This window comes from Clostridium sp. (assembly GCF_036781005.1).
Taxonomy (GTDB): domain Bacteria; phylum Bacillota; class Clostridia; order Clostridiales; family Clostridiaceae; genus Clostridium_B.
Window position 1 is genome coordinate 41,297 of record NZ_DAIQBT010000002.1, and the last position, 20,043, is coordinate 61,339.

Here is a 20,043-nt window from a genome sequence, read left to right on the forward strand (position 1 = left end):
GGTAGCTAATTTAAATTGAGGTGGTAATATTGGCTAAAAGGATATATTTAGTAGAAGATGAACAAAGCTTAAATGTTTTGCTTGAGAAGTATCTTAGGAATGAAGGGTATGACGTTACTACTTTTTTTGATGGCAGTTGTGCAAAAAAAAGAATAAAGGATATGCCAGATCTTTGGATACTGGATATAATGCTTCCAGATATAGATGGGTATGAATTAATTAAATATATAAAACAAAATAACAAAAATACTCCTGTTATATTTATGTCTGCCAGAAATGAAGAATTGGACAGGGTTGTTGGATTAGAACTTGGCAGTGATGATTATCTATCTAAACCATTTTTGCCTAGAGAATTGGTTATAAGGACTAATAAGCTTATGGAAAGAATATATGGCAATGAAGATAATAAAAGTACAAATGTAAATATTGGTGAATATTTAATCAGTAAAAATCAAAGAATGGTTTTTTTTAAGGGAGAAGAGTTACAACTTACTAATAAGGAGTTTGAATTATTGAGTTATCTTGTGGAAAACAAAAATAATTTGATATCAAGGGAACAAATTTTGATGAATGTATGGGGAAATGACTATTTTGGATCAGACAGGGTAGTAGACGACACCATAAGAAGGTTAAGAAAAAAAGCAGATAAGTTAACTATAGAAACAGTATATGGATATGGATATAAATTGGTTGTGAGAGTATGAAAAAATTAAAAATAAAATCATTAATGCTAAGAATATGGGCTACTTTTACAGTGATGATTCTTATAATAATATTTTGTATTTCACTTTTATATGTGTTTGTATTTAGAACCTTTGATGAAAAAGCTAAAATTGAGGATTTAAAAGCTGCACATAACATGTTATTAAAAAGTGATAATTTCAATAATCCTTTAAGTTTTGATAAATTAAGAAATCTTAGAGAAATACAAAATTTAATTGTTAATATAAATGGAAGCAAAACTGAAATAATGGATATAAATAAACCACCCGAAAATCACATAGAACCCAGATCGAGAGAAAAGGATGAAAGAGAATGGATGGTTGGTTTTATAAAATATACAGGGGACGAACAAAAACAATTTAAAGAATACTATAATAATAAAAAGTTCTTTTTTATTATAAGTTTAATAAAAGGTGACAGTTCTGGAAAATCATATTTAATTACATATATGCCCTATTTTACAGATAATAGTATATTGTATAATGTAGTTATTATAGGGATTGTGTTTATTATTATAGCTTTTTTTACTTCAAAACTTGTAGCATCATATATTTCAAAGCCGCTTAAAAAATTAGAAAATTACACAAAAAAAATAGCTAATAGACAATGGGGAGAGCCTATTGAACTTAAAAATGAGGATGAAATTGGCAGTCTTGCGACTTCTATGAATATTATGCAAAAAAAATTAAAATATGCTGAAGAAAATGAAAAATTGTTTCTTCAAAGTATATCCCATGATTTAAAAACACCGGTTATGGTTATTATGGGTCATGCCGAGGCAATTATAGATGGAATATATATAGATTCTGTGGAAAAAACTGCAGAAATAATAAGAGATGAAGCCATTAATCTAGAAAAAAGGATTAAAGAAATATTATATTTTAATACACTAGAGTATAGTCTTTGTAATAATATAGAAAATGAAAATGTTGATTTGGGGAATATTGTAACTAATATGACAGACAGATTCAAGGTATTCAAAAATGATATCAAATGGGAATTGGATATTCATAAAAGCACAATTTTTGGAGATAGGGAAAAGATACAAGTTTCTATAGAAAATATAATGGACAATGCATTAAGATATGCTAAAACCACTATAAAAATAAGTTTGAAAGATAAAGATGGTTTTTCAGTACTTGAGATTTATAATGATGGAAGTGCCATAAAGGAGGAACATATGGAACATATATTTGACAATATGTATAAAGACAAAACAGGTAATTTTGGATTGGGTCTTGCTATCTCCAAAAAAATAATAGATTTTTATGGGGGAGATGTAAAGGCTGTAAATAGACAAAAGGGGGTAAGTTTTATAGTTAGATATCCTATAAAAAGCAATCATCAATAAAGATGATTGCTTTTTATAATCACATAAAATTCACATAACTATTACATATTATAACTATAATTATTATTTATAATTTCTATAAAGATGAAGCTAAGTGAGGTGTAAAAAATGTTTAAAGATAAAGTTGTTTATAGTGTTGTAGTACCTTTATATAATGAAGAACTTGTAATTTCAGAAAGTTATAAAAGACTTAAAAAAGTTATGGACTCCACAGGGCAAGAATATGAAATTATATTTGTAAATGACGGAAGTAAAGATGGTACGAAAAATAAAGCACAACTAATTTGTAAAAAGGATAGTAGAATAAAATTAGTTAATTTTTCTAGGAATTTTGGCCATCAGGCAGCAATAACTGCAGGAATGAATATAGCTATGGGAGATGCCGTTGTGGTAATTGATGCAGATCTTCAGGATCCACCGGAAGTTATCCTGAAAATGATAGAAAAATGGAAAGAAGGCTATGAAGTAGTTTATGGGAAGAGGGTTAAAAGAGAAGGAGAGACTTTTTTAAAAAAATTTACAGCCTCTATGTACTATAAATTATTAAAATCCATGACCAGTGTAGATGTACCAAGGGATGTGGGAGATTTTAGGCTTATTGACAAAAAAGTATGTGATGCATTATCCTCACTGCCGGAGAAGAATAGATATGTTAGGGGACTGGTCAGTTGGGTAGGATTCAAACAAACCTATGTGGAATTTGTACGGCAAAAAAGGATTGCAGGAGAAACAAAATATCCATTAAGCAAGATGGTAAAGCTGGCTTTAGATGGAATAACATCATTGTCCTATAGGCCTTTGTTCTTTATAAATCATATAGGGATCTTTTTATTAATAGCAAGTATGGTGTCAGCAATTATTATAATCACTAAAAATATAGTTAATAGAGTTGATGTTTTAAGTATGGGGTTAGTGCTCTCAATTAATTCATTTATGATAAGTCTGCTTTTTATAGCCTTGGGGATAATGGGACAGTACATTGGAAGGATATTTGATGAAGTAAAAGATAGACCAATATATATAATAGATAATATTGTAAGCTATAAAAATATAGATTCAAAGGTTCAATCTTATGGCAGATAGACTTTGTAAACCACATTAAAAGTATAAATAATTTTATTTGAATAGGAGGAGTACATTATGTATAAATTTGAAATTAAATCCAAGGACAAGGTAGTTTTGATTACTCTCAAGAGGTTGATATCACTAGAGGAAAGTTATAAAATCTTTGAAGATTTAACAGGCAGACTAAAAACTTTTGATACATCTAAATATAATCTGGTGGTGGATACAGGTGAACTTAAAGCTTCAAAACAAGATTGTGTGGATAGCATAGGCTATAGAACTATTGGTAAGTACGCCCTTTAAATATTGTACTTAAAAGTATTGTTACTAGTCTTCAGGCAAAACGGGTTGTTGGAAATGATGTGTTTAGCAAAATTACGCCTATAGGATCGTATGAAACTTTTTTAGAGGCATCCATGAATTTGTAAATTAGAAAGTGGTATTTAATTTTAAAATGAAGGGCTTTGAGATTGACTTTTCTCAAGCTTTTTTATTTTTAATTATACATATTCTCCGCAAAAGATCTAGTAATAAAATGTTACATATAAAAATATATATATACTGTTAATATTAGATTATTGGAGGACATATTTTGGAAAATTTTGATATATACAAAGATATTGCGGAGAGAACTCAAGGAGATATATATGTGGGTGTAGTAGGACCTGTTAGAACGGGAAAGTCAACTTTTATAAAAAGATTCATGGAAATAATGGTATTGCCAAACATAAACAACGCTTATAAAAAACAGAGGGCTAAAGATGAATTGCCCCAAAGTTCTTCAGGGAAATCTATCCATACCACAGAACCTAAATTTGTGCCTAATGAGGCTATAGAGATAAATTTAGAGGGAGGTGCAAAATTCAAAATAAGGATGGTAGACTGTGTTGGATATATAGTTAAAAGTGCTTCGGGATATATGGAAGGGGAAGAAGCAAAAATGGTATCCACCCCATGGTATGATTATGAGATACCTTTTGAGGAAGCGGCAGAAATCGGAACAAAAAAGGTAATAAACGAGCATTCTACCATAGGACTCTTAATTACTACAGATGGTTCCATAACGGATATAAATAGGGAAGATTATGTAGAAGCAGAAGAAAGAGTAGTAAATGAATTGAAGTCCATAAATAAACCTTTTATAACAGTTCTCAATTCACAGCACCCCTATGATCCCGATACCGTGGCTTTGAAAAAAGAGTTGGAAAGCAAATATGATGTACCTGTGCAGACCATGGATGTGTTAAATATGAAAGAAGAAGATGTAACAAGTGTATTCAAGAGAGTGCTTAAAGAGTTCCCGGTTAAAGAAATAAATATTGATATGCCAGAATGGATAGAAAAAATGGATACGCAGCATTGGCTGAAGGTGAACTTTATAAATTTGGTGAAAGAAATGTGTGATACTATATACAAAGTTAGAGATATAGATAGATCACTTCAAGGAGTGCGTGACATAGAATTTATAGATGAACCTGTGATAAAGGAAATCAACATGGGGGAAGGAACGGCAAGAATTGATTTAAATCCTAAAAAAAGCCTCTATTATAAGGTGCTTAGTGAAGTTTGTGAAGAAGAAATTCAAGGGGAAAGTGATTTAATAAGTATAGTTGAAAAGATGCATAAAGCTAAGGTTGAATATGATAAAATATCAGGAGCTTTAAAGGAGGTTAAAGAAACAGGATATGGACTTGTGGCACCACAGCTCTCTGAAATGAAGCTGGAAGAACCTGAAATAGTGAAACAAGGGAATAGGTTTGGGGTAAAATTAAAAGCAAGTGCGCCTTCTCTTCATTTTATAAGAGCGGATATTCAAACAGAAGTTTCTCCTATTATGGGTACAGAAAGAGAAAGTGAGGAGATGGTAAAATCCCTGCTGGAGCAATTTGAAAGCGATCCTTCCAAAATATGGCAAAGTAATATGTTTGGAAAGTCTTTAGAAATTTTAGTTAAGGAAGGACTTCAAAATAAATTATATAAAATGCCAGAAGACATCCAGATAAAAATACAAAAAACCCTTCAAAAGATTATAAATGAGGGTAATGGAGGTTTAATATGTATTATACTATAATTTTTTAAGATATGTCGGTAATATATTCAAGGAGAACAATAATCATATATGTTTAATTGGGAACTTTAGATAGGTTTGAGTTTAATTATCTGAAGTTCTAAATTTTTTATAGAGTATAATATGTTTATCTTAAGGCTGATATTTCTTATATTCCAGGCTTTTTTAAAGATAGAAATAAATTTTTGATTTATTCTTTCATTATGGATATTTTATGTTATAATCGTTTTAAAGTTATAATTTATATAGGAATTTAGGGATTTTTAAATCTTCCACTATGAATTACCTTGAAATTATTATTGGTATTTATGTATAATTAATATGGATTCATAAGGTTATGTATGTGGAAGGATGAAATTATAATGATTAAAAGTATGACTGGATTTGGAAGAGGTACCTTAGAAGATGAAAATCAAAGTTTTATAGTGGAGATGAAAAGTGTAAATCACAGGTACTGTGATTTAAATGTTAGAATGCCTAAAAGTCTCATGATTTTGGAAGATAAAATTAGAAAAGTTATATTACAAAGAATAAATAGGGGTAAGGTGGATATAATTGTAACTCAAAGGAGTTCTAATAATTTTGGTACAAAGGCTGTATTGGATGAAAAACTGGCTGATAGCTATGTGGAATGTTTTAATAGGATTAAGGAAAAATATAACATAAAAGAAAATATACCCCTAAGTCTTGTGGCCGAGTTTCCCGAAGTAATAACACTAAAAAAGGAAGAAGAAGATGTGGAATATGTTTGGGAATATCTATCACAGGCTTTAGATGATGCGCTTTCCATGCTTTTGGATATGAGAGAAAAAGAAGGAGAAAAGATTGAAAAAGATCTATCTAAAAAATGTAATTATATTTTAAATTTATTGATTGAAGTGGAAAATAATTCTCAGGAAGTGGTAAAAGATTATAGGAATAAACTTTCCCAGAGGCTAAAGAATTTATTAGAAGAGTATCCGGTGGATGAAGGTAGAATTGAAATGGAAGTGACCTTATTTGCAGATAAATCTAGTATTGATGAAGAAATTGTAAGATTAAATAGTCATATAATTCAATTTCAGAAGACTTTAACTGCAGAGGAACCTGTAGGAAGAAAGCTTGATTTTATATTACAGGAAATGAATAGAGAAGCAAATACTATTGCTTCAAAATCTACAAATTTAAATATAACTAAGAGCATATTAGAAATAAAAAATGAAATAGAAAAAATAAGAGAACAAATACAAAATGTGGAATAAACTAGGAGGAAATGTATGGGTATAAAGTTAATAAATATAGGCTTTGGGAATATTGTCTCAGCTAATAGATTAATAGCTATAGTTAGTCCGGAATCTGCGCCTATAAAGAGAATAATTCAAGAAGCGCGAGATAGGGGTATGCTTATAGATGCTACTTATGGCAGAAGAACAAGAGCTGTTATAATAACAGATAGTGATCATGTAATACTTTCGGCAGTTCAGCCTGAAACAGTGGCACATAGATTGTCCACTAAAGGTGAAGAAGATGAAATTAGCGAGGTTGAAGTGTAATGAAAAAAGGGCTTTTAATTGTTATATCAGGACCTTCTGGAACTGGTAAAGGGACAATATGCAAAGAATTAATTAGTAAAAATGATTTTTGGATGTCTGTCTCAGCCACCACAAGATCTCCTAGAAAGGGAGAGGTAGATGGGGTAAACTACTATTTTTTTACTGAGGAAGTTTTTAAAACCAAAATAGAGAATAAGGATTTTTTAGAATATGCAAAGGTATATGGAAATTACTATGGAACTCCTAAGTCCGAGGTTTTAAAGGCCATAGATGGAGGAAAAGATGTGGTACTTGAAATAGATATTCAAGGAGCTTTAAAAGTGAAGGAGGCCTATCCTAAAGGAGTATTTATATTTATACTTCCACCTTCAATGGAAGAACTTAAAAATAGGATTATAAAAAGGGGCAGTGAAACTCCAGAGTCTCTTATGACTAGATTTAAATCAGCGTATAAGGAAATCAATTATGTATCAAAATATAATTATGCAGTTATAAATGATACTATTGAGTGTGCTGTAAAAAATATAGAAAGTATAATTACTGCTGAAAGATGCAGAGTAGATAGAATTAAGGATGAAATATTAAGCTCTAGGGAGGGGATTACTTATGAACAACTCGATGATAAATCCATCTGTTGTGGATTTATTAAAAAAAGTAGAAAATAGATATACTTTAGTTACCATGACTGCTAAAAGGGCAAGACAGTTAATTGAAGGTTCTGAAGCCTTATTGGATATAGATTCAACTAAACCTGTAACCATAGCTATTAATGAAATAAGTGAAGGAGCAATTACTTATGAAACTGTAAAAGAAGGTATTAAATGATGAAAGACGATAAAAAAACTATAGTTATAGGTGTAACAGGTGGAATTGCAGTATATAAATCTTTGGATGTTATCAGTAAGTTAAAGAAGAAGGACTTTAATATAAAGGTAATAATGACAAAAGCTGCTTCGGAGTTTGTGACTCCTTTAAGTTTTCAAACTCTAAGTCAAAATATAGTGAGTGTTGATATGTTTTGTGAACCAGAAGCATGGGATATTCAGCATATATCCCTAGCTAAAGAGGCAGATTTGATGGCAATAATTCCAGCTACTGCAAATGTAATAGGTAAAGTTTCAAATGGTATAGCAGATGATCTTCTTACTACGACTATTATGGCTACTAAAGCTCCTGTAGTCTTTGCTCCTGCAATGAATACCAATATGTACAACAATCCTATTGTACAGGAAAATATAAATAAGCTTAGAAAATTGGGATATGAGTTCATAGAACCATCTTCAGGAAAACTTGCCTGTGGAGATATAGGTACAGGTAAACTTGAAGATACAGATTCCATAGTACAGGTAATTGAAAGTATGCTCTATGATATAAAGGATTTAAAGGGAAAAAAGGTTTTGGTAACTGCAGGACCTACAAGAGAAGACTTAGATCCTGTAAGGTATATAACTAATAAGTCCTCTGGGAAAATGGGATATGCTATAGCAGAGGAAGCCAGAGATAGAGGGGCAGAGGTAACTCTTATTTCAGGTCCCACAAATATAAAAGTTCCCTATGGAATTAACTTTATAGATGTAAGTACAAATGAGGAAATGTTAAATGCAGTACTTAAAGACTTTGAGGAACAAAATATAATAGTGAAAGCTGCTGCAGTGTGTGATTTTAAACCTAAAAGTTATTCAGGAAAAAAGATAAAAAAAAGTGAAGATGAGTTCTTATTGCCTTTAGTTAAGGATATAGATATATTGAAAAGGCTTGGACAATTAAAAGATAAACAGATCTTAGTTGGATTTGCAGCTGAAAGTAATGATTTGATTGAAAATGCCGAGAAAAAATTGAAATCTAAAAATCTAGATTACATAGTTGCAAATGATATAACAGGTTCTGATATTGGATTTTCCTCAGATGATAATAAAGTAACCATATTATTTAATAATGGTGATAAAATCAGCTTAGATAAAATGAATAAAAGACAAGTTGCCAGAAGAATATTTGATATAATAATGGCTAAATAATTTAATTTTTAGGTATTTTAAAATATAAAATTTATGGTTTGAGAGGGAAGGGCATTAACATACCTCTCTTATTTGATGTTTATTTAAGGGTGATTAGGTGTATAGATATGCAGGTGTAATTGTAAATAATAATTTTATAGAGCTGGATAAAATTTTTACCTATAAAATACCAGAAAAATTAAAGGACAAAATTAAAATAGGTTTTAGAGTAAAGGTTCCTTTTGGTAGGGGAAATAAAAAATTGGATGGGTTTATAGTTAGACTCTATAGTGAAGAGAAAGAAGTAATAGATGTGAAAGAGATTATTGATGTCTGTGACGACTTTTCACTCTTTACTGGAAAAGACTTAGAACTTATAGAAAATATGAGAGAAAAATATTTATGTACTTATCTTGAATGTATAAAAGTATTTATACCAACTGGAATATTTAAAGGCATAACAAACAAGAAAAAAAACTTGATTTTTGTAGGAAAGAAACCAGAAGGAAAATTTAATAAAGAACCTTATAAAAGTATTTATGAATTCATCAAGAATAATAATGGCATACATACTAAAAATTTTATAAGTAAAAATTATAATATTTCTCTATCATCTTTAAATACTATGATAAAACATGGATTCATTTTATCAGATGAGAAAATTATAAATAGATATAATACAGTTGAATATGAAAAATATTCAAAGAAAAAACTAAATACAGAACAGCAAAATGCAGTGGATAAAATAATAAATTCCCATAAAAAAATATTTTTAATTCATGGAGTTACGGGAAGCGGTAAAACCGAAATTTATATGCATATAGTGGAAAAAGCTTTAAAGGAGAATAAAGAATCTTTAATATTAGTACCTGAAATTGTACTCACACCTCAAATGGTTGAAAGATTTAAAGGTAGATTTGGAAGTAATATAAGTGTAGTTCACAGTAAACTTTCAGATGGTGAAAGATATGATGAGTGGGTGAGGATAAAACGGGGAAAGGTAAAGGTTGCAATAGGTGCGAGATCTGCAATATTTCTTCCCTTTGAAAATTTAGGCTTTATAATAATAGATGAGGAACATGAAGGAAGTTATAAATCAGATATCAACCCCAAATATAATGTAAGAGAAATAGGAGAAATGAAATGCAGCCAGTATGGGTGCAAAATGATATTGGGTTCAGCTACCCCTTCTATAGAAACTTATTATAGATGTAAGACAGGAGAGATTGAACTTATAACCATAGAAAATAGAGTAAATGGAATAAAAATGCCTGAAGTGGAAATTGTGGATATGAGAAAAGAACTTTTAAATAATAATAAATCTATGTTCAGCAGAGCTTTATATGAGGCCATTTGTGATAGATTGGCAAAAAAAGAACAGATAATATTATTTTTGAATAGAAGGGGATATTCCACTTTTGTATCCTGCAGAAAATGTGGCTATGTTTTTAAATGTAATAAGTGTGATATATCCTTTACCTATCATTATGATAAAAAGAAACTCATATGTCACTACTGTGGAAGTGTCAGTGACATACCAAAGATGTGTCCTAAATGTTTTAGTAAATATGTGAAATATTTTGGGCTTGGAACAGAGAAAGTAGAACAGGAGATAAAAAGGCTGTTTCCAGAAGCAGATATACTGAGAATGGACTTTGATACCACAAGAAGTAAAAATTCTTATGAGGATATTTATAACAAATTTAAAAATAAACAAGCAGATATATTAATAGGTACTCAAATGGTAGCAAAAGGACTGGATTTTAAAGATGTAACTCTTGTGGGAGTTATAGCAGCAGATGTGTCTATTAATTTACCAGATTTTAGAGCAGCAGAGAGGACTTACGAACTTATAACTCAGGTTTCAGGAAGAGCAGGAAGAGGAGAAAAATCTGGAAAAGTAATTATTCAAACCTATAATCCTGAAAATTACAGTATAAAATGTGCAGCTAGTAATGATTACAAGAATTTTTATCAGGAGGAAATAAATATAAGAAAAAATATGGAATATCCTCCTTTTGTAGAGTTGCTTCTTATAAATATGAGCAGCAAAAATGAAAATTTATTAATAAAAAATATACAAAATGTTGGCATATTTTTAAAAAATATGTGGAAAAAAAATGATAGAATTACACTACTAGGACCTTGCCCCTGTCAAATATCCAAGATAAAGGATTTATATAGATGGCAGATAATATTGAAGGGACAGATAGGGATAGAAGATGCAAAAAATGTTAGAAAAATAGTTTATCATTTGTTGAAACATGTTTATAATGATATAAGAGTTAGTATAGATATGAACCCAAATAATATGTTGTAGGTATGGATTCATTAAATTTAGTTGAATTTATATTGGAGAAAGGAGTTGAATGAATCACACATGTTTATGGAGTTTTTAAATTTTATGAATATTTTTGTGTGGTAGAATATATGGCTTTAAGAAATGTTATAAAATATGGGGATGAACTTCTTAGGAAAAAAAGCAAAAAAGTAGATGTTATAAATGATAGAATACTTACCCTGCTGGATGATATGGAAGAAACTTTGTACAAGGAGTGTGGAGTGGGGCTTGCAGCACCACAAGTAGGGGTCTTGAAAAGAGCTATAGTAATAGATATAGGCGAGGGCATACTTAAACTTATAAATCCTGAAATTATACATTCAGAGGGAAGTTATTTGGATGTGGAAGGGTGTCTTAGCGTACCGGGAGTTCAGGGAGAGGTAAAAAGACCTAAAAAGGTGAAAGTTAAGGCTTTAAATGAAAAAGGAGAAGAGGTAATAATAGAAGGTGAAGATTTGCTGGCCAGAGCATTTTGTCATGAAATAGACCATTTGAATGGCATATTATTTATAGACAAAATGATAAAAAAATAGAAAGGAATTTAGTGTATGGATATTGTTTTTATGGGTACTCCTGATTTTTCGGTACCCTCTTTAAGGAAATTAGTAAAGGAATTTCAGGTTAGAGCTGTAGTTACACAACCGGATAGACCGAAAGGAAGAGGAAAGAAAATAACTTTTTCTCCAGTTAAGGAAGAGGCCCTGAAATATAATATACCAGTTTATCAACCTATAAAATTAAAAGATGATAGAGAAGTAATAGAGAACATAAAAAAAATAAAACCAGAATTTATAGTTGTTATTGCCTATGGACAACTACTTACGAAAGAAATATTAGATATACCTAAATTGGGATGTATAAATTTACATGCTTCACTGCTTCCCAAGTATAGAGGGGCAGCCCCTATAAACTGGTGTATTATAGAGGGGGAAGTAGAAACGGGAAATACTACTATGTTTATGGATACAGGACTGGATACTGGGGACATTCTTCTTAACAGTAACTTCCGAATAGAGGAAAATATGACTGCTGGAGAGTTGCATGATATATTAATGGAAGATGGGGCAGAACTTTTGGTAAACACATTAAAAGGATTAAAAGAAGGAAAAGTTGAGAGAAAAAAACAGGGAGAATCTCCTACAGAATATGCAAAAATGCTAAGCAAAGATGTGGCAAGGATAAATTGGAATTTAAGTAGCAAAAAAATAAAATGTTTTGTAAGAGGTTTAAATCCATGGCCTATTGCATATACTCAATATAAACAAAAAAATATGAAAGTATATGAAGTTGCTGTATTAGATGAAGTATCGGAAAGGGAATCCGGGTATGTGTTAGATGTAAGTGATGAAGGAATAAAAGTTGTCTGTGGAGAAGGAGTTATATTAATAAAAAAGATACAATTTCCAGGTGGAAAACCTATGGAAGTTAAAGAATATATAAAGGGTCATTCTATAGAAAAGGACATTGTACTTTAAAAATAGTTATGGGAGGTGTAAGCTATGATTTATTGGGACAGTAGTTTTATCATACTGATACCTGCACTTTTAGTGGCGGCATGGGCTCAATACAGGGTATCCTCTACTTTTAATAAATATTCTAAATATAAAAGTCTTAATGGCTATACAGGGGCACAAGTGGCTAGAATGTTGTTAGATAGCAGTGGCCTTTATGATGTTCCTGTGGAATTGATACCGGGAAAGTTGAGTGATCATTATGATCCTGGAAAAAGGGTTATGAGATTGTCTCAGGAAGTATATCATGGAAATTCCGTGGCATCAATAGGTGTGGCAGCTCATGAAACAGGTCATGCCATTCAACATAAAAATGGATATTTACCTCTTATTATTAGAAATTCTATTGTACCGGCAGTTAATTTTGGTTCTAATACTTCCTGGATATTACTTATAGCAGGATTTATTTTGGGAATCAGAAGTCTTGTTACCATAGGAATATTTTTATTTACATTGGTTGTTTTATTTCAGATAATAACTCTTCCAGTAGAATTAAATGCTTCAAGCAGGGCACTTAAGATATTGGAAGGAAAGTCAATACTCTACTCAAATGAATTAAGTGGTGCAAGATCTGTTTTAAGGGCTGCAGCTATGACCTATGTGGCGGCAGTGTTAACTGCGGTGGCTAATCTGCTTAGACTTATATATATAAGTAGGGATAGAAATTGATCAAGTGATTCTTAGTGTCTTTAGAACTTAGAATACGTTATCCGTTAGGGGAAGAATTTATCCAGGGACGTAGCAGTGCTTATATGGGGTATTAGCAATGGTAGCCTTCGGATAGGGATATTCTAAAATTTTAATGGAATTTACTTTCTTAAATAAATATATATTTTTAAATAGAGGTATAATATGAATAGTGCTAGAAGTGTAGCTGTGGAAGTTGTTAAAAAAGTATTCTGTGATAATGCATATTCCAGTATAGTTTTAAATAAATATTTAAATAAATCTGATTTGAATAAAAAGGATAGGGCGTTAATTACAGAATTGGTATATGGTACCCTGAAGTATAAATATACTATTGATTGTATATTGAAGAACTTTATAAAAAGCAATTTAGAAAAAATGAATAAAGATATATTAAATATGCTTAGAATATCGATATATCAGTTGAAGTATCTGGATAAGATTCCTGAGTTTGCAGTAGTAAATGAAGCTGTAGAATTTTCTAAAAATATTTCTATGAAGCTCTCTAAGCTTGTAAATGGGGTACTTAGAAATTATTTAAGAAATAAAGACAATTTATGTTTTACAGACAAAGGGGATAAAATAGATAGGATATGTTTTGAATATTCTTTTCCAGGGTGGATGGCTGAACTTTTTATTAATCAGTATGGAGAAGATTTAGGAAAGTGCATTATGAACTCATTAAATATTGTACCAAAGGTTACAGTGAGAATAAATACTTTAAAGACCGATTATAAATGTGCATGGGATGAACTATGTATTAATGGATATGATGTGAAAAAGGGTAATGTGTATAAGAATGCTATCATAATAAACAAAGGCAGTAATATAGAGATGAATCCCCTTTTTAAAAAAGGTCATATTACAGTACAGGATGAGAGTGCAATGCTTGCATCTTATTTTATGGATGTTAAAGAAAATATAACAGTTTTAGATTTGTGTAGTGCCCCGGGGGGAAAATCCTGTCATATAGGAGAATTGATGAAAAATACGGGAAATGTATATTGCTATGATCTGTATGAAAGTAAATTGTCACTGGTTAGGAACAATGCAGAAAGATTGGGTGTTAAAAATATAATTTGTAAAAAACTTAATGCTACAGAATATTTAGAAAAGCTTGAAAATACAGCAGATAGGGTTCTTGTTGATGTCCCCTGTTCGGGGCTTGGAATAATAAGAAAAAAACCTGAAATCAAGTGGAATAAAAAAGAAAATTCAATGAAGAATTTAATAGAGATACAGAGAAAAATTATTTTAAATGCTGCAAAGTATGTAAAAACAGGTGGTAAGCTTGTGTATTCTACCTGTACTTTAAATAAAGAGGAAAATGAGGAGAATATAAACTGGTTTGTCTCCCAAAATTCCCAGTATAAATTGGATAAATTATATTGTGGGGAATTTCCCAATATAATCTATCATAAAGAAGGGTATATGACTATATTGCCTGATAACCACATGGATGGGTTTTTTATTGCAAGATTAATAAAACAGAGGTAGGTACTATGTATAACATTCTGGATTTTAATATAGAAGAGTTAGAGAACTGGATGAAAGCAAACAATGAAAATAAATTTAGAGCATCACAGATAATGGATTGGATATATAAAAAAAATCAGTATGATTTTAATTGTATGACTAATATATCTAAGAATATAATAGAAAAATTAAAAGAAAATTTTTATATTGGTATACCGGAATTAATAAAAAAGCAAAAATCGAAATCACAGAATACCTTTAAATTTTTATATAGATTTCAAGATGGAAATATTATAGAAACAGTAGTTATGAAATACAAACATGGAGATTCCATATGTGTTTCTACTCAAGTGGGATGCAGGATGGGATGTAAATTTTGTGCTTCCACAGTAAATGGTATGGTAAGAAATTTAACCAGTGGGGAAATACTGGCACAGGTTTTAAAATCTCAAACTGAGATGAATGAGAGAATTTCCAATATAGTCTTAATGGGCAGTGGAGAACCGCTGGATAACTATGATAATGTTTTTAAATTTTTAAGTGTGGTAAGTTCCAAATACGGCTTGAATATAGGACAGAGACATATAACTCTTTCCACTTGCGGTATAGTACCTAAAATAATTAAGCTGGCAGATGAAAATTTGCAAATAACACTTGCTATATCACTTCATTCCCCTGATGACTTTAGTAGAAGGAACATAATGCCTATTGCAAATAAGTATTCTATAGAAGAGATAATAGAGAGCTGTAAATATTACATAAATAGAACGGGGAGAAGGATTTCTTTTGAATATGCTCTGGTGGAAGGTGTAAATGACAGTGTGGAATTCGCCGGAAGGTTGTCTGGATTATTAAAAGGACTGTTATGTCATGTTAACTTGATACCTGTAAACCAAGTTAGGGAAAATGATTTTAAAAAATCTTCTCAAGGGAATGTAATGAGGTTTTATAACAAATTAATTCAAAATAAAATAGAAACTACTATAAGAAGAGAAATGGGTTCAGACATAGATGCCGCTTGTGGACAGTTAAGGAGAAGATATTTAGAATCAAAAAGTTATAGAAAGGGTGTAGAAAATGGTGGGGCTCTTGTCAGACGTAGGTAGAGTAAGAAAATTGAATGAAGATTTTGCAGATTTCTATAAAAATAAGGATTTAGGAATATATGTAATAGCAGATGGGATGGGAGGTCATAATGCAGGGGAAGTGGCAAGTAAAATTGCAGTAGAGACAGTTATCTCCTATATAAAGTCTAAAGTTGAAATACACATGGAAGATGAGTTATTAGAAGCTATAACTGTGGCCAATGATAAAATTTACAAATTATCTAGAACCAATAAAAAATTTGGTGGAATGGGGACAACTATCACAGCCTGTCTGGTTAAAAATGGTGAAATGATAGTAGCTAATGTAGGTGACAGTGGATGTTACACGTTGGGCTATAGTGGAATTACAAAGATAACCAAGGATCACTCCCTTGTACAACAACTGGTGGATGAAGGTAGTATAACTGAAGAAGAAGCAGCTATACATCCCAATAAAAATATAATAACAAGAGCCATTGGAACTAACATATCTGTAGAAGTTGATATTTTTAGGGTAAACCTTCATGAAGTAAAAAAGGTGATATTGTGTACTGACGGGTTAACCAATGGGGTAAGTATGAATGAGATGTATGATATAATAATAAAAAATGATAATAAAAATAGCTGCAGGCAGCTGATAGAATTAAGTAATCTTAGGGGCGGAAGAGATAATATATCAGTTATTGTATTTGAAGGAGAGTGTAAAGATGATAGGGACTGTGCTGGGAAATAGATATGAACTATTAAAGAAAATAGGAGAAGGAGGTATGGCTGTTGTATATAAGGCCAAGGATAACCTTCTCAATAGAAACGTAGCAGTAAAGATTCTTAAGGAGCAGTTTTCAACTGACGGAGAATTTGTGGAAAAATTTAAAAGGGAAGCTACAGCCGCTGCCAGTCTTTCAAATAATAATATAGTGAATATATATGATGTAGGATCTCAGGAGGATATAAACTATATTGTTATGGAATGTGTTACGGGAAAAACTTTAAAGCAGATAATAAGGGAAGAAGGGAAAATACCTCCAGATAGGGCAGTGGAAATAGCGATTCAGATAACTAAAGCTTTAAAATGTGCCCACAAAAACAACATTATACATAGAGATATAAAACCTCATAATATTCTTGTAACAGAAGATGGAATAGTGAAAGTAACAGATTTTGGAATTGCCAAGGCTTCAAATTCCGTTACTATAACTAATTCCAATAAGATAATGGGTTCTGCGCATTATTTTTCTCCTGAACAGGCTAAAGGAAGTTTCTTAGATTTTAGAACAGACATATATTCTCTTGGTATAGTTATGTATGAGATGGTTACAGGCAGGGTACCCTATGATGCTGAAAGTCCGGTATCCATAGCTTTAAAGCACATACAGGAACCTGTAGTTCCTCCTAATCAGTTAGATGAAAATATTCCTGAAAGTTTAAATAAATTGATTTTAAAAGCTGTAGAGAAAGAACCTATAAGAAGATATCAAAGCATGGAAGAGATGCTTGTAGATCTGCAAAAAATAGAAAACAATCAAAAATTGAACTTGTTAAATGATGATTTTAATAAGGATATGACCCGTATAATGGATCCTGTGGATATAAGCGATGATTATAAGGATGATTATAAGGATGAAGATGGCTATTATAGTGATGGAGAGGGAGTAAGAGATAAGTTCAAGAATAAGATAGCCCTAGATCCTAAGAAAAAGAAAGTTATACTTATAGTGGCTTTATTTATGCTTGTAATAGTTATAGGTGGGGTTTCAGGGTATTTTTATAATAAAATATCAGGAAGTTCAAGTGAAGTTACGGTGCCCAATATAGTGGGGATGAAACAGGATGAGGCTAAGAAGCTTATACAGAGTAAAAAGTTAACCTTTGTGATAAGTGCAACTGAAAAAAGTGACAAAGCCCAAGGTACAGTAATTAGCTGTTTTCCTAAATCGGGAACAAAGGTAAAGGCAAATTCTGAAGTAAGGGTGGTTGTAAGTGAAGGTCCCGCTGCTTTAGTGGTTCCAAGTGTAATTGGATTAGATCTTGATACAGCAAAGGATCTTATAACAAATAGTGGACTTAGTGTGGGAAGCATATCTTCTAAATATAGCAACACAGTAGCATGGAATCAAGTTATAAGTCAGGATCCTGAACCTGATTCCAAGGCGGAAAATAATGCAAAAGTAAATCTTGTAATAAGTAAAGGACCTGAAGTTAAGTATGTAACAGTTCCTGGTGTTTATGGTAAAAATATAGAGGATGCAGTATCTATAATGGGAAATGCAGGTCTCAAAGTTGCAAGAAATCCTGTGAATACTTCAGATAAGTCTCAAGATGGAATTGTAACTAGTCAAAGTGTAGGCGCATCGCAGCAGGTTAAAGAGGGTACTACAATAACTTTAAATTATTATAAATATACTGAACCAAAAAATACTGAAGGTGATAGTTCAAACGGCGGAAAAGATTCAAATGATGGAAAAGATTCAAATAATGGAGATAACTCGAACGCGGGAGATTCAAATAATGGCAGCAGCTCAGATTCAGGAGATTCAAACAATGGAAAGGATTCAAACAATGGAGATACTTCAAATAATGGCGGAAGTTCCAATAATGGAAATAACTCTGGTACACAAAAGGAATAGAATAATATATTAAATTTAGGAGGCATTATGCGGGGAACTATAATGAAAGGAATAGGAGGATTCTATTATGTAAGAACTGATAGAGGCATAATTGAATGCAGGGCAAGGGGAAAATTCAGATATAATGGATTATCCCCTATGGTAGGAGATAAAGTAGAAATTAAATGGGAAAAGGAGCAGGGCGTTATTGATGAAATTTATGCCAGGATAAGTGAGCTGAAAAGACCTGCTGTAGCTAATGTAACTCAGGCACTAGTGGTGTTTGCTTTTAATCATCCAGAGGTAAATGAGGATTTATTGAATAAATTTCTTATAAGCTGTGAATTCAATTTATTAAAACCAATAGTATGTTTTAATAAATTGGATTTAGCCGATAGAGAAAAAAGATTGGATATTATAGATGTGTTAAGAAATATAGGATATGAAGTAATATTTTTAAAAGCAAAAGAGGGACATGGAATTGACAAAGTAAGAGGAAAGTTAAAAGATAATATTACTGTTTTATGTGGACCTTCCGGGGTAGGGAAATCTACTATTTTAAATGCAATTTGTGGAAGGGAACTTATGGAGACGGGACAAATAAGCCATAAACTCAATAGAGGAAAACACACTACAAGGCATAGTGAAATAATAGAATTGGAAGAGGGTTTTATGGTAGATACACCGGGCTTCTCTTCATTAGATATAGGACATATAACTAAAGATAAACTTCAATATTGCTTTCCGGAATTTATAGAATTTATAGGTATGTGTAAGTTTACAGGGTGCATTCATTACAAAGAGCCTGACTGTGCTGTTAAGTCAGCACTTTATGATAATAAAATAAACAAGGGAAGATATGATCTTTATATTAAAACTTTAAATGACATAAGTAATAAAAAGAAATACTAGATTATTAAAACTTAATTAGTGTAAAAAGGGAGAGGTTACCTATGATAAAAATAGCACCTTCAATATTATCTGCAGATTTTTCAAGATTGGGAGAAGAAATAAAATTATTAGATAAATGTAAGGTGGATTTGGTACACATAGATGTAATGGATGGAAGTTTTGTGCCAAATATAAGTTTTGGAATACCTGTTATAAAGAGTATAAAGCATTTTACAGAAATACCTTTTGATGTACATTTAATGATAGAAGAACCGGCAAGGTATGTAAAGGATTTTGCGGATGCAGGAGCGGATATTATAACGGTACATTTTGAAGCAGACAGACATTTGGACAGAACTGTGGATTATATAAAAAGTTTGGGAGTTAAGGCGGCAGTCGCATTGAATCCCGCTACTTTGGTAGATAATATAAAGTATTTGATACCTAAACTGGATATGATACTTATAATGTCTGTAAATCCTGGGTTTGGAGGACAAAAGTACATAGAATATTGTGACAGTAAAATTAGCTATGTAAAAGAATTGTCAGATAAATATAATGAAAATTTGATGATAGAAGTGGACGGAGGCATTACAAAGGATAATATAGCAAGAGTGGTACATAAGGGGGCCAATGTGATAGTAGCAGGTTCATCTGTATTTAAAGGAGGGAATATAGAAGATAATATAAGGCTATTAAGAGAGGAATTTTAG

20 protein-coding genes are annotated in these 20,043 nt (G+C 31.3%); all 20 read left to right on the forward strand.

Features of this window, described 5'->3' with window-relative positions; all coding sequences use genetic code 11:
* The first annotated feature begins 29 nt into the window (after positions 1-29).
* The 20 genes from V7Q02_RS00985 (at position 30) to rpe (ending at position 20,043) form a co-directional block, all read left to right on the forward strand.
* Positions 30-704 carry a response regulator transcription factor gene (locus V7Q02_RS00985; protein ID WP_333859089.1) on the forward strand — a complete coding sequence of 225 codons (675 nt, stop codon included), beginning with the start codon at positions 30-32 and terminating at the stop codon, positions 702-704.
* Entirely contained in the window at positions 701-2,074 is a 1,374-nt protein-coding gene (locus tag V7Q02_RS00990) for a HAMP domain-containing sensor histidine kinase (RefSeq protein WP_333859091.1), read from the forward strand. The genes V7Q02_RS00985 and V7Q02_RS00990 overlap by 4 nt, the downstream gene beginning before the upstream one ends.
* 108 nt (positions 2,075-2,182) lie before the next feature.
* Positions 2,183-3,157 (forward strand): glycosyltransferase family 2 protein, encoded by a 975-nt coding sequence (locus V7Q02_RS00995; RefSeq protein WP_333859092.1) that lies wholly within the window; start codon positions 2,183-2,185, stop codon positions 3,155-3,157.
* A gap of 57 nt (positions 3,158-3,214) precedes the next feature.
* Positions 3,215-3,442: a hypothetical protein gene (locus V7Q02_RS01000; RefSeq protein WP_333859093.1), complete on the forward strand. Its 228-nt coding sequence runs from the start codon at positions 3,215-3,217 to the stop codon at positions 3,440-3,442.
* Between the two features lie 289 nt (positions 3,443-3,731).
* Positions 3,732-5,210 (forward strand): stage IV sporulation protein A, encoded by a 1,479-nt coding sequence (gene spoIVA, locus V7Q02_RS01005; protein ID WP_333859094.1) that lies wholly within the window; start codon positions 3,732-3,734, stop codon positions 5,208-5,210.
* A gap of 359 nt (positions 5,211-5,569) precedes the next feature.
* A complete protein-coding gene (locus tag V7Q02_RS01010; RefSeq protein WP_333859095.1) occupies positions 5,570-6,448 on the forward strand; it encodes a YicC/YloC family endoribonuclease in 879 nt (292 codons plus the stop codon).
* Between the two features lie 15 nt (positions 6,449-6,463).
* Entirely contained in the window at positions 6,464-6,739 is a 276-nt protein-coding gene (gene remA / locus V7Q02_RS01015; RefSeq protein ID WP_333859096.1) for an extracellular matrix/biofilm regulator RemA, read from the forward strand.
* On the forward strand, positions 6,739-7,404 hold the full coding sequence (gmk, locus tag V7Q02_RS01020; protein WP_333859097.1) for a guanylate kinase: 666 nt from the start codon (positions 6,739-6,741) through the stop codon (positions 7,402-7,404). The genes remA and gmk overlap by 1 nt, the downstream gene beginning before the upstream one ends.
* Entirely contained in the window at positions 7,346-7,564 is a 219-nt protein-coding gene (gene rpoZ, locus V7Q02_RS01025) for a DNA-directed RNA polymerase subunit omega (RefSeq protein WP_333859098.1), read from the forward strand. Before gmk ends, rpoZ begins: the two co-directional genes overlap by 59 nt.
* A complete protein-coding gene (gene coaBC, locus V7Q02_RS01030) occupies positions 7,561-8,754 on the forward strand; it encodes a bifunctional phosphopantothenoylcysteine decarboxylase/phosphopantothenate--cysteine ligase CoaBC (RefSeq protein WP_333859099.1) in 1,194 nt (397 codons plus the stop codon). Before rpoZ ends, coaBC begins: the two co-directional genes overlap by 4 nt.
* Before the next feature lie 97 nt (positions 8,755-8,851).
* Positions 8,852-11,053, forward strand: a complete 2,202-nt coding sequence (gene priA, locus V7Q02_RS01035) for a primosomal protein N' (protein WP_333859100.1) — start codon at positions 8,852-8,854, stop codon at positions 11,051-11,053.
* A 110-nt stretch (positions 11,054-11,163) separates the two neighbouring features.
* A complete protein-coding gene (def, locus tag V7Q02_RS01040) occupies positions 11,164-11,607 on the forward strand; it encodes a peptide deformylase (protein ID WP_333859101.1) in 444 nt (147 codons plus the stop codon).
* Positions 11,608-11,622: 15 nt separating this feature from the next.
* A complete protein-coding gene (gene fmt / locus V7Q02_RS01045) occupies positions 11,623-12,549 on the forward strand; it encodes a methionyl-tRNA formyltransferase (protein WP_333859102.1) in 927 nt (308 codons plus the stop codon).
* Positions 12,550-12,573: 24 nt separating this feature from the next.
* A complete protein-coding gene (locus V7Q02_RS01050; RefSeq protein ID WP_333859103.1) occupies positions 12,574-13,254 on the forward strand; it encodes a zinc metallopeptidase in 681 nt (226 codons plus the stop codon).
* A gap of 183 nt (positions 13,255-13,437) precedes the next feature.
* Positions 13,438-14,769: a 16S rRNA (cytosine(967)-C(5))-methyltransferase RsmB gene (gene rsmB, locus V7Q02_RS01055; protein ID WP_333859104.1), complete on the forward strand. Its 1,332-nt coding sequence runs from the start codon at positions 13,438-13,440 to the stop codon at positions 14,767-14,769.
* A gap of 5 nt (positions 14,770-14,774) precedes the next feature.
* Entirely contained in the window at positions 14,775-15,854 is a 1,080-nt protein-coding gene (gene rlmN, locus V7Q02_RS01060) for a 23S rRNA (adenine(2503)-C(2))-methyltransferase RlmN (protein ID WP_333859105.1), read from the forward strand.
* Positions 15,826-16,566: a Stp1/IreP family PP2C-type Ser/Thr phosphatase gene (locus tag V7Q02_RS01065; RefSeq protein ID WP_333859106.1), complete on the forward strand. Its 741-nt coding sequence runs from the start codon at positions 15,826-15,828 to the stop codon at positions 16,564-16,566. Before rlmN ends, V7Q02_RS01065 begins: the two co-directional genes overlap by 29 nt.
* The gene (gene pknB, locus V7Q02_RS01070; RefSeq protein ID WP_333859107.1) at positions 16,541-18,460 is read left to right on the forward strand and encodes a Stk1 family PASTA domain-containing Ser/Thr kinase; all 1,920 of its coding nucleotides are present in this window, start codon (positions 16,541-16,543) and stop codon (positions 18,458-18,460) included. The genes V7Q02_RS01065 and pknB overlap by 26 nt, the downstream gene beginning before the upstream one ends.
* Positions 18,461-18,487: 27 nt before the next feature.
* Positions 18,488-19,351 (forward strand): ribosome small subunit-dependent GTPase A, encoded by an 864-nt coding sequence (gene rsgA, locus V7Q02_RS01075; RefSeq protein ID WP_333859109.1) that lies wholly within the window; start codon positions 18,488-18,490, stop codon positions 19,349-19,351.
* A 41-nt stretch (positions 19,352-19,392) separates the two neighbouring features.
* Positions 19,393-20,043 (forward strand): ribulose-phosphate 3-epimerase, encoded by a 651-nt coding sequence (gene rpe, locus V7Q02_RS01080; RefSeq protein WP_333859110.1) that lies wholly within the window; start codon positions 19,393-19,395, stop codon positions 20,041-20,043.

Bases quoted from the DNA above. Each gene is read 5' to 3' on its own strand.
- V7Q02_RS00990 (WP_333859091.1), top strand. From the start codon at position 701: ATGAAAAAATTAAAAATAAAATCATTAATGCTAAGAATATGGGCTACT.
- V7Q02_RS00995 (WP_333859092.1), top strand. From the start codon at position 2,183: ATGTTTAAAGATAAAGTTGTTTATAGTGTTGTAGTACCTTTATATAAT.
- V7Q02_RS01000 (WP_333859093.1), top strand. From the start codon at position 3,215: ATGTATAAATTTGAAATTAAATCCAAGGACAAGGTAGTTTTGATTACT.
- V7Q02_RS01010 (WP_333859095.1), top strand. From the start codon at position 5,570: ATGATTAAAAGTATGACTGGATTTGGAAGAGGTACCTTAGAAGATGAA.
- remA (WP_333859096.1), top strand. From the start codon at position 6,464: ATGGGTATAAAGTTAATAAATATAGGCTTTGGGAATATTGTCTCAGCT.
- gmk (WP_333859097.1), top strand. From the start codon at position 6,739: ATGAAAAAAGGGCTTTTAATTGTTATATCAGGACCTTCTGGAACTGGT.
- rpoZ (WP_333859098.1), top strand. From the start codon at position 7,346: ATGAACAACTCGATGATAAATCCATCTGTTGTGGATTTATTAAAAAAA.
- coaBC (WP_333859099.1), top strand. From the start codon at position 7,561: ATGATGAAAGACGATAAAAAAACTATAGTTATAGGTGTAACAGGTGGA.
- def (WP_333859101.1), top strand. From the start codon at position 11,164: ATGGCTTTAAGAAATGTTATAAAATATGGGGATGAACTTCTTAGGAAA.
- fmt (WP_333859102.1), top strand. From the start codon at position 11,623: ATGGATATTGTTTTTATGGGTACTCCTGATTTTTCGGTACCCTCTTTA.
- V7Q02_RS01050 (WP_333859103.1), top strand. From the start codon at position 12,574: ATGATTTATTGGGACAGTAGTTTTATCATACTGATACCTGCACTTTTA.
- rsmB (WP_333859104.1), top strand. From the start codon at position 13,438: ATGAATAGTGCTAGAAGTGTAGCTGTGGAAGTTGTTAAAAAAGTATTC.
- rlmN (WP_333859105.1), top strand. From the start codon at position 14,775: ATGTATAACATTCTGGATTTTAATATAGAAGAGTTAGAGAACTGGATG.
- V7Q02_RS01065 (WP_333859106.1), top strand. From the start codon at position 15,826: ATGGTGGGGCTCTTGTCAGACGTAGGTAGAGTAAGAAAATTGAATGAA.
- pknB (WP_333859107.1), top strand. From the start codon at position 16,541: ATGATAGGGACTGTGCTGGGAAATAGATATGAACTATTAAAGAAAATA.
- rsgA (WP_333859109.1), top strand. From the start codon at position 18,488: ATGCGGGGAACTATAATGAAAGGAATAGGAGGATTCTATTATGTAAGA.
- rpe (WP_333859110.1), top strand. From the start codon at position 19,393: ATGATAAAAATAGCACCTTCAATATTATCTGCAGATTTTTCAAGATTG.